At 58.8% G+C, this 15722-nt stretch carries 13 protein-coding genes; 10 read left to right on the top strand and 3 right to left on the bottom strand.

Features of this window, described 5'->3' with window-relative positions; all coding sequences use genetic code 11:
• Positions 1 to 814: 814 nt before the first annotated feature.
• Positions 815 to 1888, bottom strand: coding sequence for an LPS export ABC transporter permease LptG (lptG, locus tag CYR52_RS14240; protein ID WP_101828797.1), 1074 nt, complete (start codon positions 1886 to 1888; stop codon positions 815 to 817).
• On the bottom strand, positions 1888 to 2985 hold the full coding sequence (gene lptF / locus CYR52_RS14235; protein ID WP_072931828.1) for an LPS export ABC transporter permease LptF: 1098 nt from the start codon (positions 2983 to 2985) through the stop codon (positions 1888 to 1890). The genes lptG and lptF overlap by 1 nt, the downstream gene beginning before the upstream one ends.
• A 281-nt stretch (positions 2986 to 3266) precedes the next feature.
• Between lptF and pepA the strand changes: the two genes are divergently transcribed.
• The 6 genes from pepA to CYR52_RS14200 all read left to right on the top strand — a co-directional run bounded on the left by pepA (position 3267) and on the right by CYR52_RS14200 (position 11234).
• On the top strand, positions 3267 to 4778 hold the full coding sequence (pepA, locus tag CYR52_RS14225; RefSeq protein WP_072931826.1) for a leucyl aminopeptidase: 1512 nt from the start codon (positions 3267 to 3269) through the stop codon (positions 4776 to 4778).
• A 114-nt stretch (positions 4779 to 4892) separates the two neighbouring features.
• Positions 4893 to 5342 (top strand): DNA polymerase III subunit chi, encoded by a 450-nt coding sequence (locus CYR52_RS14220; RefSeq protein WP_072931824.1) that lies wholly within the window; start codon positions 4893 to 4895, stop codon positions 5340 to 5342.
• Between the two features lie 12 nt (positions 5343 to 5354).
• Entirely contained in the window at positions 5355 to 8210 is a 2856-nt protein-coding gene (locus CYR52_RS14215) for a valine--tRNA ligase (RefSeq protein ID WP_101828796.1), read from the top strand.
• Between the two features lie 163 nt (positions 8211 to 8373).
• Entirely contained in the window at positions 8374 to 8877 is a 504-nt protein-coding gene (locus tag CYR52_RS14210) for a GNAT family N-acetyltransferase (RefSeq protein WP_072931820.1), read from the top strand.
• A gap of 47 nt (positions 8878 to 8924) precedes the next feature.
• On the top strand, positions 8925 to 9659 hold the full coding sequence (locus CYR52_RS14205; RefSeq protein ID WP_072931818.1) for a MurR/RpiR family transcriptional regulator: 735 nt from the start codon (positions 8925 to 8927) through the stop codon (positions 9657 to 9659).
• Between the two features lie 138 nt (positions 9660 to 9797).
• Positions 9798 to 11234: a 6-phospho-beta-glucosidase gene (locus CYR52_RS14200; protein ID WP_101828795.1), complete on the top strand. Its 1437-nt coding sequence runs from the start codon at positions 9798 to 9800 to the stop codon at positions 11232 to 11234.
• A 53-nt stretch (positions 11235 to 11287) separates the two neighbouring features.
• Here the strand turns inward: CYR52_RS14200 and rraB are convergent, their stop codons facing one another.
• On the bottom strand, positions 11288 to 11716 hold the full coding sequence (gene rraB / locus CYR52_RS14195) for a ribonuclease E inhibitor RraB (RefSeq protein WP_072931814.1): 429 nt from the start codon (positions 11714 to 11716) through the stop codon (positions 11288 to 11290).
• 170 nt (positions 11717 to 11886) lie between these two features.
• On the opposite strand from rraB, the gene argF reads away from it, so the two are divergent.
• From argF to CYR52_RS22675, 4 genes are all read left to right on the top strand, one after another.
• The gene (argF, locus tag CYR52_RS14190) at positions 11887 to 12897 is read left to right on the top strand and encodes an ornithine carbamoyltransferase (protein ID WP_101828794.1); all 1011 of its coding nucleotides are present in this window, start codon (positions 11887 to 11889) and stop codon (positions 12895 to 12897) included.
• A gap of 130 nt (positions 12898 to 13027) precedes the next feature.
• Positions 13028 to 14728, top strand: coding sequence for a sugar phosphorylase (locus tag CYR52_RS14185; RefSeq protein WP_072931810.1), 1701 nt, complete (start codon positions 13028 to 13030; stop codon positions 14726 to 14728).
• A gap of 121 nt (positions 14729 to 14849) precedes the next feature.
• A complete protein-coding gene (umuD, locus tag CYR52_RS14180) occupies positions 14850 to 15293 on the top strand; it encodes a translesion error-prone DNA polymerase V autoproteolytic subunit (protein WP_101828793.1) in 444 nt (147 codons plus the stop codon).
• Between the two features lie 168 nt (positions 15294 to 15461).
• Positions 15462 to 15614 (top strand): ubiquitin family protein, encoded by a 153-nt coding sequence (locus CYR52_RS22675; RefSeq protein WP_165698434.1) that lies wholly within the window; start codon positions 15462 to 15464, stop codon positions 15612 to 15614.
• Positions 15615 to 15722 lie beyond the last annotated feature (108 nt).

The following is a 15722-nucleotide window of genomic DNA, read 5'->3' as shown; positions in this document are numbered from 1 at the left end:
CAGACACGCTCCCGGCGTGGCTGTCCCTCTCGCGGGCGTCCTGCCCGCTCACCCGGCCCTGCGTCCTCGTCGGCAATAATTTAATGCCCCCACCAGACTGCAAATTCTTGGCTATGTAAGGAAAGAGTAGATAAGGCTTTTTTAAAATTTGTGAAGAATGCAGACACGTTGCCGCATGAAAATTCGGTATGAGAGCAAACACGCCGAGCGACTTAAAACCTCCCCCTATTATTTCCTCACAGACTTATTAGTTTGCAAAAGTGGTGGGGGCGTAAAAATCATTGCCGAGTGGAGCCGCAGGGCCGGGCGAACACACCGACCATCCAATAATCCTCCACCTACTATTTCCTTACATACCCTTTGATTTGCAGAGCGGTGGGGGCGTAAAAATCATTGCCGAGTGGAGCCGCAGGGCCGGGCGAGCACACAGGGATGTGTGCGAGAGTCGCAGCCACGCCGGGAGCGTGTCTGCGGCGGCCCGATTAGCCCGTAGGCGAAATGAGGGGACACGCGGGAGCGTGCAATGATTCAGCCAGGGCACCGACAGCGCGCGGGTGCAGGGCCGGCGCGCCGGCAGGCCCTGCTCGGTTGAGGCTCGGGGAGCCGGGTAGACAATTACACATGAGCAACCGAAACAAGCCACTTATCTACAAAAAATGCCACCACACATAAACAACCGAAACAATCCACTTCACGCCCGGTGGCGGCCACGAAGCCGCAGAAAGACGGCAGGCGTCTGCCAACGCAACATACCTCCCCCATAAAAACAAAAAAGCCCCATATTGGGGCTTCTTTCTACTTTGGCAGAAAAAAACTATCTCCGCTTCAATAACAAAAACACACTTATCAGCAAAAACAGCAAACTCGGCAACAATGCGCCGAGAACCGGCGGAATGTTATACACCAGGCTTAACGGCCCAAAAATCTGATCCAGTACGTAGAACAGGAAACCGAAACAGATCCCGGTCACCACCCGCACGCCCATCGGCACACTGCGCAGCGGGCCGAAAATGAACGACAGCGCCATCAGCATCATCACCGCCACTGACAATGGGGAGAAAATCTTACTCCACATGTTCAGCTGGTAACGGTTCGACTCCTGCCCGCTCTGGCTCAGGTATTTGATGTAATTGCGCAGGCCGCTGATCGACAACGCATCCGGGTCGAGCGCCACCACGCCCAGCTTGTCCGGCGTCAGGTTGGTTTTCCATACGCCGTTCAGCGTCTGGTGGCCGGTGATAAATTTCCCGCCCAGACCGGATTCGTCCACCTGCGACAGCTTCCACTCGCGCGCGTCAGCATCAAAAGTGGCGCTGGCCGCATAACGTACTGACAACAAATGGTTCTCTTTGTCAAAGTGGTAAATATTGACGCCGGACAGCTCATTCTCTCCGGACAAGCGCTCAATAAAGATAAAGTCCGGGCCATCTTTCGCCCACAGGCCGCTCTGGGTTGAAAGCAGCGAACCGCCGTACATCATCTGCGCCCGGTAGTTACGCGCCATCTGCTCGCCCTGCGGCGCGACCCACTCGCCAATCGCCATCGTCAGCAGCACCAGCGGGATCGCGGTCTTCATCACTGACGCGGCAATCTGCATCCGCGTAAAGCCGGAAGCCTGCATCACCACCAGCTCGCTGCGGGTCGCCAGTGCGCCCAGCCCCAGCAGCGCACCCAGCAGCGCCGCCATCGGGAAGAAAATCTCGATGTCTTTCGGCACGCTGAGCAGCGTGTACAGCCCCGCGCCGGTGGCGGAGTAGGCACCCTGCCCCACTTTGCGCAACTGATCGACAAACTTGATAATGCCGGACAGCGACACCAGCATGAACAGCGTCATCATGATGGTGTTAAAGATGGTTTTCCCGATATAGCGATCCAATACGCCAAACATTACGCGGCTCCTTTAAAACGCGCGCGCAGGCGGCGCACCGGCACCGTATCCCAGGCGTTCAGCACCAGCGCCAGCACGAAGTAGGCGGCGTTGGTCGCCCACATCCACACCATCGGGTCGAACTTGCCTTTTGCGCCGTTGGAGCGCAGCGAGCTTTGCAGCAGGAAGAAGATCAGGTAAAGCAGCATCGCCGGCAGCATACTCAGCACCCGGCCCTGGCGCGGGTTCACCACGCTGAGCGGCACCACCATCAGCGCCATCAGCAGCACGGAGAACACCAGCGTCAGCCGCCAGTGGAACTCGGCGCGCGCGTCCGGCGTGGTCGCCTGCCACAGCTGGCCCATGCTCATCTGCTCCGCTTCGGTGGTGTTGTCCAGGCTCACGGTCTGGTGGCCGACCACCGCCAGGTAGTTGTTGAAATCCGTCACCCGGAAATCACGCAGCATCGCGGTGCCTTCGTAACGCGTGCCCTGGTTTAAGGTCACGGTCTGCGAGCCGTCCGCGCGCTGCTCCATGTGGCCGCGATCCGCCACCACCACTGACGGGCGCTGGTTGCCGTTCGGCCGTAACTGCGCCAGGAAGACATTATGGAACTCCTTGCCCTTCACACTGCCGACAAACAGCACCGCGTTGCCGTCCTGCGAGGGCTGGAACTGCCCTTCCACCAGCGCCGCCATGCTCGGGTTGGCCTTGGCCTCCGCCAGCACTTCGTCCTGATGTTTTGATGACCACGGCCCAAGCCAGAACGCGTTGCCCGCCGCCATCACCGCCGTCAGCAACGCCAGCAGCAGCGCAGAGACAATCAGCACTTTCTTGCCCAGCCCACAGGCGTGCATCACGGTGATTTCACTTTCCGTATAGAGTTTGCCGAACGTCATCAACAACCCAAGGAACAGGCTGAGCGGCAAAATGAGTTGTGCCATTTCAGGCACGCCCAGCCCCATCAGGGAGAGGACCAGATTTGTTGGGATATCGCCATCGACGGCTGCGCCCAGTACCCTGACCAGCTTCTGACAGAAGAAGATCAGCAGCAGGATGAACAGAATCGCAACCTGGCTTTTGAAGGTTTCCCGTACCAGATATCTAATGATGATCACGCTTAATACGCCTGTGAAAACTTGTCTTTTTGCAGGAAAATCGCTAGTTTCTTCGCTAATGCGCCATTTATTCTCATCATATGGCCACCTTCATAGCTAAAATAGCATTAAAACATCTCGTGTTAGGGTGCCCTATAGGAACATGCCTATAGCCGCCGAAAACAGAATAAATTACGCCGTTCAGGTTAACATCCGCAGTTAACACAATGACGAAGGTTTGTTGCGGAGTGCGTCATTCTAGCCGCAGCTCCCGTCGTTGTCTTTAAGATTCAGGAGAGTGCATGGAGTTCAGTGTAAAAAGCGGTAGCCCGGAAAAGCAGCGCAGCGCCTGTATTGTAGTCGGGGTTTTCGAACCTCGCCGCCTGTCGCCGATTGCCGAGCAACTCGATAAAATCAGCGATGGCTACATCAGTGCCCTGCTCCGCCGCGGCGAACTGGAAGGCAAAGTAGGCCAGACGTTATTGCTGCACCATGTGCCGAATATCCTCTCCGAGCGGATCCTGCTTATCGGCTGCGGCAAAGAGCGCGAGCTTGATGAACGCCAGTACAAGCAGGTGATCCAGAAGACCATCAATACCCTGAACGATACCGGGTCGATGGAAGCGGTCTGCTTTTTAACCGAGCTGCACGTCAAAGGCCGCAATACTTACTGGAAAGTGCGCCAGGCAGTGGAAACAGCCAAAGAGTCGCTCTACACCTTCGACCAGCTCAAAAGTAACAAAGTTGAGCCGCGCCGCCCGCTGCGCAAAATGGTGTTCAACGTGCCGACCCGCCGTGAGCTGACCAGCGGCGAGCGCGCCATCCAGCACGGGCTGGCCATTGCCGCCGGGGTGAAGGCTGCCAAAGACCTTGGCAACATGCCGCCGAACATCTGTAACGCTGCTTACCTCGCCTCGCAGGCGCGCCAGCTGGCTGACGCCTTCAGCACCAACATCACCACCCGCGTCATCGGCGAACAGCAGATGAAAGAGCTGGGCATGAACGCCTATCTGGCGGTGGGCCAGGGTTCGCAGAACGAATCATTGATGTCAGTGATGGAATATAAAGGCAATCCAAACCCCGACGCTAAGCCGATTGTGCTGGTCGGCAAAGGGCTGACCTTTGACTCCGGCGGTATCTCCATCAAGCCTGCTGACAGCATGGACGAGATGAAATATGACATGTGCGGCGCGGCCTCCGTGTATGGCGTGATGCGCGTGGTGGCAGAGCTGAACCTGCCGCTGAACGTGGTCGGCGTGCTGGCAGGCTGTGAAAACATGCCGGGCGGGCGCGCGTTCCGGCCGGGCGACATCCTGACCACCATGTCCGGCCAGACGGTGGAAGTGCTGAACACCGATGCCGAAGGCCGCCTGGTATTGTGTGACGCACTGACCTACGTTGAGCGTTTCGACCCGGAGCTGGTGATTGACGTGGCGACGTTGACCGGTGCCTGCGTGGTGGCCCTCGGCCATCAGCTGACCGGGCTGATGTCCAACCATAACCCGCTGGCGCATGAGCTGATCAGCGCCTCTGAACAGGCGGGCGACCGTGCCTGGCGTTTGCCGCTGCATGAGGAGTACCAGGAGCTGCTGGACTCCAACTTCGCGGACATGGCCAACATCGGCGGCCGTGCCGGTGGCGCCATCACCGCCGGGTGCTTCCTGTCCCGCTTTACCCGCAAATATTCGTGGGCGCACCTGGACATCGCCGGCACCGGCTGGCGCTCCGGCAAGGCCAAAGGCGCGACCGGCCGCCCGGTGGCGCTGCTGACCCAGTTCCTGCTGAACCGCGCCGGCATGAGCGGCGACGAGTAACCGCCCTTCCCGCCGCCGGGGCACCTTTCCCGGCGGCAGTGCGGTGTACCGGGGCGGCTGCGGCCGCCCTCGCTATTCCGGCACCCGCTTTATCGATTGACCAATGGCACTTCTATGAAAAACGCAACGTTCTACCTTCTGGAGAGTGACACCGACGCGAACGGGATGATCGCCCATGAAGCCCTGGCCTGTGATCTGGCCGCTGCCCGCTGGCGGGCCGGTAAACGGGTGCTGATCGCCTGTGAGGATCAACAGCAGGCGCAACGGCTGGATGATGCGCTGTGGCAGCGCGAACCCGACGCGTTCGTGCCGCACAATCTGGCAGGTGAAGGGCCGCGGTACGGCGCGCCGGTGGAGATCTGCTGGCCCGGCAAACGCGGCAACGCCCCGCGTGACCTGCTGATAAGCCTGCTGCCGCAGTTCGCAGATTTTGCCACTGCTTTCCATGAAGTGATAGACTTCGTCCCTTACCCGGACACCCTGAAACAGTTGGCGCGCGACCGCTATAAAGCCTATCGCAGCGTCGGCTTTCATCTGACCACGGCCAAGCCGCCAACTTACTGATATCAAAGCGAAATGGAAAAAACATACAACCCGCAAGACATCGAACAGCCGCTCTACGAGCACTGGGAACAGCAGGGCTACTTCAAGCCGAACGGCGACGAGAGCCAGGAGAGCTACTGCATCATGATCCCGCCGCCGAATGTCACCGGCAGCTTGCACATGGGTCACGCCTTCCAGCAAACCATCATGGACACCATGATCCGCTACCAGCGTATGCAGGGGAAAAACACCCTGTGGCAGGCGGGCACCGACCATGCCGGTATCGCCACGCAGATGGTGGTAGAGCGCAAAATTGCCGCCGAAGAGGGCAAAACCCGCCACGACTACGGCCGTGATGCCTTCATCGACAAAATCTGGCAGTGGAAAGCGGAATCAGGCGGCACCATCACCCGCCAGATGCGCCGCCTCGGTGACTCCGTGGACTGGGAGCGCGAGCGCTTCACCATGGACGAAAACCTGTCGCTGGCCGTGAAAGAGGTGTTTGTCCGCCTCTATAAAGAAGACCTGATCTACCGCGGCAAACGCCTGGTGAACTGGGACCCGAAACTGCGCACCGCGATTTCTGACCTGGAAGTGGAGAACCGCGAGTCCAAAGGCTCCATGTGGCACCTGCGCTACCCGCTGGCCGACGGCGCGAAAACCGCCGAAGGCAAAGACTACCTGGTGGTCGCCACCACCCGCCCGGAAACCGTGCTGGGTGATACCGGCGTGGCGGTGAACCCGGAAGACCCGCGCTACAAAGACCTGATCGGCAAAGAGATCATCCTGCCGCTGGTGGGCCGCCGCATCCCGATCGTCGGCGACGAACACGCTGACATGGAGAAAGGCACCGGTTGCGTGAAAATCACCCCGGCGCACGACTTCAACGACTATGAGGTCGGTAAGCGCCACGGCCTGCCGATGATCAACATCCTGACCTTCGACGGCGACGTGCGCAACGTGGCGGAAGTGTTCGACACCAACGGCCGCGAAAGCAGCGAGTGGAGCAACGCCATCCCGGCGGAATTCCAGGGCCTGGAGCGCTTTGCCGCGCGTAAAGCCGTGGTGGCTGCCTTCGACGCGCAGGGCCTGCTGGACGAAATCAAACCGCATGACCTGACGGTGCCGTATGGCGACCGCGGCGGCGTGGTGATTGAGCCGATGCTCACCGACCAGTGGTACGTGCGCACTGCCCCGCTGGCGAAAGTGGCAGTGGAAGCGGTGGAACAGGGCGAAATCCAGTTCGTGCCGAAGCAGTACGAAAACATGTACTTCAGCTGGATGCGTGACATCCAGGACTGGTGCATCTCCCGCCAGCTCTGGTGGGGCCACCGCATCCCGGCCTGGTATGACGAGGCGGGTAACGTCTACGTCGGCCGTGACGAAGAAGAAGTGCGCCGCGAGAACAACCTTGACGCCACCGTGGCGCTGAGCCAGGACGAAGACGTGCTGGACACCTGGTTCTCCTCCGGGCTGTGGACCTTCTCTACCCTGGGCTGGCCGGATCAGACCGCTGACCTGAAAGCGTTCCACCCCTCCAGCGTGGTGGTGAGCGGCTTCGACATCATCTTCTTCTGGATCGCCCGCATGATCATGATGACCATGCACTTCGTGAAAGACGAAAACGGCAAGCCGCAGGTGCCGTTCCATACCGTCTACATGACCGGCCTTATCCGTGACGACGAAGGTCAGAAGATGTCCAAGTCCAAGGGCAACGTGATTGACCCGCTGGACATGATCGACGGCATCTCGCTGGAAGACCTGCTGGAGAAGCGCACCGGCAACATGATGCAGCCGCAGCTGGCAGAGAAGATCCGCAAGCGTACCGAGAAGCAGTTCCCGAACGGCATCGAACCGCACGGCACCGACGCCCTGCGCTTCACGCTGGCGGCGCTGGCCTCCACCGGCCGCGACATCAACTGGGACATGAAGCGCCTGGAAGGCTACCGCAACTTCTGTAACAAGCTGTGGAACGCCAGCCGCTTTGTGCTGATGAACACCGAAGATCAGGATTGCGGCCAGAACGGCGGCGAGATGCAACTCTCGCTGGCGGATCGCTGGATCCTGGCGGAGTTCAACCAGACGGTGAAAGCCTACCGTGAAGCGTTGGACAGCTACCGCTTCGACCTGGCCGCCGGTATCCTCTATGAGTTCACCTGGAACCAGTTCTGTGACTGGTACCTGGAACTCGCCAAGCCGGTGATGAACGGCGGCACCGAGGCTGAACTGCGCGGCACCCGCCACACGCTGGTGACGGTGCTGGAAGCGCTACTGCGCCTGGCGCACCCGATCATTCCGTTTATCACGGAAACCATCTGGCAGCGCGTGAAAACCCTGAAAGGCATCACTGCCGACACCATCATGCTTCAGCCGTTCCCGGCGTATGACGCAGAGCAGGTTGACGCGCAGGCGCTGGCCGATCTGGAGTGGATCAAGCAGGCGATCATCGCGGTGCGTAACATCCGCGCTGAGATGAACATCGCGCCGGGCAAACCGCTCGACGTGCTGCTGCGCGGGGCGGACGCCAACGCGCAACGCCGCGTGACCGAAAACCTGAGCTTCATCAAATCACTGGCGCGCCTCGACAGCATCACGCTGCTGGCCGACGGCGACAAAGGCCCGGTGTCGGTGACCAAGCTGGTGGAAGGCGCTGAACTGCTGATCCCGATGGCCGGCCTGGTGGACAAAGCCGCCGAGCTGGATCGTCTGGCGAAGGAAGTGGCGAAGCTGGATGCGGAAGTGAGCCGCATTGAAGCCAAGCTCTCTAACGAAGGCTTTGTGGCGCGCGCGCCGGAAGCCGTGGTGGCGAAAGAGCGTGAGCGCCTCGACGCCTGCGCCCAGGCCAAGGTGAAACTGCTGGAACAGCAGGCGACCATCGCCGCGCTGTAACCACGACGTTCTGCCGCTAGAGCCAGCCTCCGGGCTGGCTTTTTTATTTTGCATTTGTGACAGAGTGCGTAATAGTAACCGGATCCTGTGGCCGCCCACCCCGGCACCGTCAGTGCGCGGCGGCACACGCCATTGCTTCGTTTAACAGCCTGAGTACACCATCATGACCATTGCAACGCCGTCACGTGTCGTTATCCGCCCCCTGACCGCCGCAGACAACGCCGCCATCGCGCAGGTGATTCGCCGGGTTTCCGCAGAATTTGGCCTGACGGCAGACAAAGGGTACACCGTTTCTGACCCGAACCTTGACCACCTCTACGATCTCTACAGCCAGCCGCGCAGCGCCTACTGGGTGATCGAGGCCGACGGCGCGATCGCCGGCGGCGGCGGCATCGCCCCGCTGGCAGGGGCAGACGCTGACCTCTGTGAGCTGCAAAAAATGTATTTCCTGCCGATCCTGCGCGGCCAGGGGCTGGCGAAAAAGCTGGCGTTGCAGGCGATGGCGTTCGCCCGCGAACAGGGCTTTGCCCGTTGCTACCTGGAAACCACCGCCAGCCTGACGCAGGCCGTGGCGCTGTATGAACGCCTGGGCTTTGAGCACATCAGCGGGCCGCTGGGCAATACCGGCCATGTGGACTGCGAAGTCACCATGCTGAAAACGCTGTAACCCGTGGGCGCGGCTGTGCGCCCCCTCCTTCACCCCGGAAGCCCGTGATGTTTAGTTACCAAGAAATTACCCACCTGAACGAGCTGGAACTGCTGGTCTACCATTACGTGCTGAAGCACCGGCAACAGGTGATCTACATGACCATCCGCGAACTGGCGGAGGAAGTGGGCGTCTCGACCACCACCGTGCTGCGGTTCTGCAAAAAAATGGGCTATGCCGGATATTCGGAATTCCGTGTGCGTTACAAGTTGTTTTTGCAACAGGCGCAGGCGTCCGTGCCGGAATTCGGCATCAGTGAGATCATCCACTATTTCCACAGCATTAATAATGATGCGTTTGACCAGCAATTAAATGCCGCGGCGGCGATTATTGCCGAAAACGAGCGGATTATTTTTGTCGGCGCCGGGACGTCCGGCACGCTGGGGAAATATGGTGCGCGCTTCTTTTCCAATGTCGGGAAATTCAGTACCCATATTGATGACCCTTATTATCCGGTCAACAGCGACATGTACCGGAAAGCGGTGGCGATTATCCTGTCCGTTTCCGGCGAGACGCAGGAGATTCTGCGGATTGCCAGCCAGTTTAACCTGCACCAGTGCAAAATCATCAGCATAACCAACGGCGACAACTCGTCGCTGGCGCGGCTGGCGGACCTGAATATCCCTTACCATATGCCGTATGTGTTGCTGCCGGGCAATCACAATATCACCACGCAGATCCCGGTTCTCTATATCCTCGAGACCCTGGGCAAGAAACTCGCCCGCCAGATCCCCGCGTTATAATATTCCCGCCGCGCCGCCCGGAAAAACAGCCTGTTATTTCCCGGTGACATATCACGCGGCGTGCGCGGTGTTATAACGTGACTTTATTTGCCTGCTTTGCCAGACTCACTTTTATTTACCGAAAGGGAGCAGAGCATCATGGCAAAGCAAGGTTTACCGGGTAACTTCCTGTGGGGCGGCGCGGTAGCGGCGCATCAGGTTGAAGGCGGCTGGGATCAGGGCGGCAAAGGCGTGAGCATCGCGGATGTGCTCTCCGGCGGCGCGCACGGCGTAGATCGCGTGATGACGGACGGCATTCAGGAAGGCTATTCCTACCCGAACCACGAGGCGGTGGATTTCTACGGCCGCTACAAAGAGGACGTGGCGTTGTTTGCGGAGATGGGCTTCAAGTGCTTCCGCACCTCGATTGCCTGGACGCGCATCTTCCCGAACGGGGACGACGCCCAGCCGAACGAAGCCGGCCTGCAATTCTATGATGACCTGTTCGACGAGCTGCTGAAATACGGCATCGAGCCGGTGATTACCCTGTCGCACTTCGAGATGCCGTGGCATCTGGTGAAAGAGTACGGCGGCTGGAAAAACCGCAAAGTGGTGGATTTCTTTGTGCGCTTCAGCGAAGTGGTGATGCAGCGTTACCAGCACAAAGTGAAATACTGGATGACCTTCAACGAGATCAACAACCAGCGCGACTGGCGTTACCCGTTGTTTGGCTACTGCTGTTCCGGCGTGGTGTTCACCGAGCACGACAACCCGGAAGAGACGATGTACCAGGTGTTGCACCACCAGTTTGTCGCCAGCGCCCAGGTGGTGAAACTGGGCCACGCGATTAACCCGGCGTTCCAGATTGGCTGTATGCTGGCCTGCGTGCCGGTCTACCCCTACTCCTGCCACCCGGATGACATGATCTACTCGGTAGAGGCGATGCGTGAACGCTTCCTGTTTACCGATGTGCAGGTACGCGGCTACTACCCGTCTTACATCCTGAAAGAGTGGGAACGCCGCGGCTTCACCATCCAGATGGAACCGGGCGACGAGCAAACCCTGCGTGAAGGCTGCACCGACTACATCGGCCTGAGCTACTACATGAGCAACGCCGTCTCCCCCCAGATCAGCAGTGAAAGCCAGAGCATCGTCAGCTTCCCCGGCAGCGTGCCGAACCCGCACGTCAAGGCGTCTGACTGGGGCTGGCAGATTGACCCGGTGGGCCTGCGCTACTCGCTGAACCTGCTCTATGAGCGCTACCAGAAACCGCTGTTTATTGTGGAGAACGGCTTCGGCGCCATCGACAAACCGCAGGCCGACGGCAGCATCAACGATGATTACCGCATCGCTTACCTGAAATCGCACATTGAACAGATGATGAAAGCGGTCACGGAAGATGGCGTCGAACTGATGGGCTACACGCCGTGGGGCTGCATCGACTGCGTCTCCTTCACCACCGGCCAGTACAGCAAGCGTTACGGCTTTATCTACGTCGACAAACATGACGACGGCACCGGCACCCTGGCACGTTCCCGCAAAGCCAGCTTTGACTGGTACAAACAGGTGATCGCCAGCAACGGCGACACGCTGTAACCGCGCGGCCATAAAAAAAGCCCCGTAAAGGGGCTTTTTTTATGGCTCAGCAATTAATGACGTTTGCCGTCATCATCTTCGTCGATGATGTCGTCGTCTTCATCGTACTCATCGCCCTCTTCGCCGTCCGGGTCTTCAAAGTAGGTGCCCCAGCCGTCGTAATTCACGTTGCAGCGCTCGGCCAGCGCCACCAGCTGCTCAACCTGCGCGTCAATGATTTCCGGCTTCAGCGCCACTTCGCTGACCACGTCACAGCACATCAGCTTGGTGCCGTCTTCAATTTCCAGCTCTTCGGCGTCGGTCACTTCATAACCCAGCTTGAAGGCTTCAACGGCGGCCTGCTCCAGCACCTCAAACTTCTCTGCCGAGAGATGGTGTTCAATAGTGTAAAGCGCATCGGGATCGCTGCCATCATCCAGCAGTTCTTCGATGATCAGACGGGTTTCTTCACGCTGTTCGTCCAGCAATTCGCGGTTTGCCATGCCTAAGTCCTCAGTCAGTGGGCGTATCTGTGCGCATTCTCCCACAGCACCGCCATCGCCTCCACAACAAACATGAAAGATTTGTCAGGCAGGGTTGCAATTGCATATTCATACATATAATGTGAATTTTAATTCACCTTAAACCGATTGAATGCCAGGAGAACCGTGCGATGAGCGCCTTCTATAAACGTCATTTCCTCAGATTACTGGATTTTACCCCGGCCGAGATTACCACCCTGCTGGATCTCGCGGCCTCCCTGAAAGCCCAGAAAAAACAAGGGACTGAAACGCCCCGCCTCACCGGCAAAAATATCGCGCTCATCTTCGAAAAAGACTCGACCCGTACCCGATGCTCTTTCGAAGTTGCCGCGTTTGACCAGGGCGCACGGGTGACTTACCTCGGCCCCAGCGGCAGCCAGATCGGCCACAAAGAGTCGATCAAGGACACGGCGCGCGTGCTGGGCCGCATGTATGACGGCATCCAGTACCGCGGCTACGGCCAGGCGATTGTCACCACGCTGGCACAACAGGCCGGGGTGCCGGTGTGGAACGGCCTGACCGATGAGTTCCACCCGACCCAGTTACTGGCGGATTTGCTGACCATCCGGGAGCATCTGCCGGGGCGGCCGTTACAGGGGGTGAAACTGGCGTATCTCGGTGATGCGCGTAACAACATGGGCAACTCGCTGCTGGAAGCGGCGGCGCTGGTCGGGCTGGACTTACGGCTGGTGGCCCCGACCGCCTGCTGGCCGGATGCCGCGCTGGTGGCCCAGTGCAAAACGCTGGCACAGCAGAACGGCGGCGACATCACCCTGACGGAGTCGTGCGAGGGCGGGGTGGCACAGGCGGATTTCCTCTACACTGACGTCTGGGTGTCGATGGGCGAACCGAAAGAGAGCTGGCCGGAACGCATCGCCCTGCTGCGTGATTACCAGGTCAACATGGCGCTGGTGAAGCAAACCGGTAACCCGCAGGTGAAATTCCTGCACTGCCTGCCGGCCTTCCATGATGACCAGACCGTGCTCGGCAAACAGATGGCGGCGCAGTATGGTTTGCACGGCGGCATGGAAGTCACCGATGAGGTGTTTGAATCGGCGCACAGCGTGGTGTTTGACCAGGCGGAAAACCGCCTGCACACCATCAAAGCGGTGATGGTGGCCACCCTCTCACCTGACGCGTAATCCCCCCGGCGGCGGCACTTTTTATGCCGCCGCCCTTCACATCAGCTTGCACTTTTCCGCTGCTTTTGCCGCCGCTGCGCTTATTTTTCGACTACCCTTTTTTTGATACCAGCCGAAAAAAGGAAGGGTTATGAGCGCCAACAAACTGGAATTTGCGCAACGGTTAGAGAAACTGCTTGGCTACGTCTACCCGCGTGAACACATCGGCGATGTGTTGCGGCAAATCTTCCGGTTGGTCGCCAAATGGCAATACGGTAAACACCCCAATCCGCATTGGGTGGACGGCAACACCGTGTATCTGATCACCTATGGTGACAGCATCCACCATGCCGATGAGAAGCCTTTGGCGACGCTGAACCAGTTCGCCCACAAATACTTTGACGAAATCATCACTGACATCCATATCCTGCCGATGTACCCCTACAGCTCGGATGATGGTTTCAGTGTGATCGACTACCGCCTGATCGATGAGCATCTGGGCGGCTGGGGCGACCTGAAAACCCTGTCGAAAGGGTTTAACCTGATGTTTGACTGCGTGATCAACCACGTCTCCCGCTCCAGCGAGTGGGTGCGCGGTTTTATGCATGATGACCCGAACTATGCCGGTTACCTGATTGCTGCCAACCCGGCACTGGATTACAGCCGCGTGGTGCGCCCCCGCTCCTCCCGCCTGCTGACGCCGATGACCAAAGCCAACGGCGAAATGGTCTACCTCTGGACGACCTTCAGCGACGACCAGATCGACATCAACTTCCATAACCCACAGGTGCTGCTGGAGAGCCTCGACATCCTGCTGCAATACGCCGCCAGCGGCGGGCAGTCGATTCGCCTCGACGCCATCGGCTACATCTGGAAAGAGCCGGGCACGCGCTGCATCCACCTGCCGCAGGTGCATAACATCATCAAGGTGTGGCGCACGGTGCTGGATTACGCCATCCCCGGCACCCGGCTGATTACCGAAACCAACGTGCCGCACCATGAAAACATCAGCTATTTCGGCCACGGCGACGAAGCGCACATGGTGTACCAGTTCCCGCTGCCGCCGCTGACGCTGCACGCCTTCCTGCGCCAGGACACCACCGTGCTCACCAAATGGGCGCACGGGCTGAGCGCCGAAGCGCGTTACCCGGAGACCACCTTCTTCAACTTCCTCGCCAGCCATGACGGCATCGGCCTGCGGCCGACCGAGACTTTCCTGGACGACAGCGAACGGCAGTTTATGGCGCAGGAAGTGATCCGCAAAGAGGGGCGCGTGTCGCACAAAGACAACGGCGACGGCACCTTCTCGCCGTATGAGCTGAACATCAACTACCTCAGCGCCCTGACGGAAAAGCAGGACAGCAACGCGCTGAAGGCGAAAAAATTCATCGCGGCCCAGTCGCTGCTGCTCGCCTTTGTGGGCGTCCCGGCGCTTTACTACCACAGCCTGCTCGGCAGTGAGAACGACGTCGAAGGGATGCACCAGTCCGGGATTAACCGCCGCATCAACCGGCAGAAGCTGGACGCGGCCAAAGTGGAAGCGGAGCTGGCGAACCCCGAGAGCCTGCGCGCGCAGGTCTACAACGGCTTGCGCCACCTGATCACCCTGCGCCGCGCCCACCCGGCCTTTGCGCCCTCTTCCGGCCAGCGCGTCCTGGATCTCGGCAAATCGCTGTTTGGCCTGGAGCGTTACGACCCGAAAAACGAAGACCGCATCAGTTGCGTGATCAACGTGACCGACCACAAGATCGACCTGGCGCTGGATGAGCAGGGGCATGAATTGATCTCCGACACGCCGTTCACCGGCAAAATGACGCTGACGCCGTGGCAGGTGGTGTGGATCCAGCACTGATGGTGCTTAAAAATCTGCTTCTTTATCAGCGGTATAGCCTGATTTCACTTTAGGCAACCTTGATCAGCCTGGGAAAATGAAAAATACTGTACACATAAACAGTATAAAAAAGGGTTTTCCCATGCAGTTCATCAAAGCCGTTCTTCAGGCCGATGAGGCGTTTTCAGCGCATTTTAATGTGGTTATCCCGGCGGGTTTTCCTTCGCCGGCGGCAGATTTTGTGGAGGAACGGATAGACCTCAACAAACTGCTGATTCGCCACCCTTCCGCCACCTATTTCCTGCGTGTGGCGGGCGACTCCATGATTGACGCCAACGTGCGTGACGGTGACCTGGTGATGGTGGACAGCGCCCTGACTGCCGCCGACGGAGACATCGTGATCGCTGCCGTTGACGGCGAGTTCACCATCAAATGCCTGCAGACCCGCCCGTTCTGGGCGCTGGTGCCGATGAACCCGGCCTACGCACCGATCGTGATCCGCGAAGGGCAGGATCTGCATATCTTCGGCGTGGTCACCTACATCATCTCCCCTGCCGCCAGCCGCCACTATGTTCGCCCTGGTTGATGCGAATAGCTTTATATCAATAGGTTAGGTAAGAAGCGGGCGATGCATAGATCTTAGAGCCATGATCAAAAAGTGTGTGCCTGATCATGCTCACGCCTGATGCTTTTTTTCTGAAGCGGCGTAATATCCCTTCTTACCCTTACATACTGCAAGGATAAGCAGGCGTCTATGTTTACTCTCTATCAACGCCGTGACATCGAACGTACGCTTTCTCCAGAAGATTTCCCGCTGATTCTCTCGCCCTGGGACGCACTGGCGCAGGCAGAAACGCATTATGATCTTAATCCCCACCACTACTCATCTTGCGGTGCCTTTGAATGACCTCACCGGCTCTATTCCACCAGGGAAATGCTGAGCAGCAACGCTGTCGGGGGTTTATTGGCAGTAGAGTATGGGCAGTCAAAATCCGTTTATTGGCCCATCCCCACA

The organism is Chimaeribacter arupi, assembly GCF_002858805.1.
GTDB classification, from domain to species: domain Bacteria; phylum Pseudomonadota; class Gammaproteobacteria; order Enterobacterales; family Enterobacteriaceae; genus Chimaeribacter; species Chimaeribacter arupi.
This window is presented reverse-complemented; position numbering and strand designations above follow the sequence as displayed.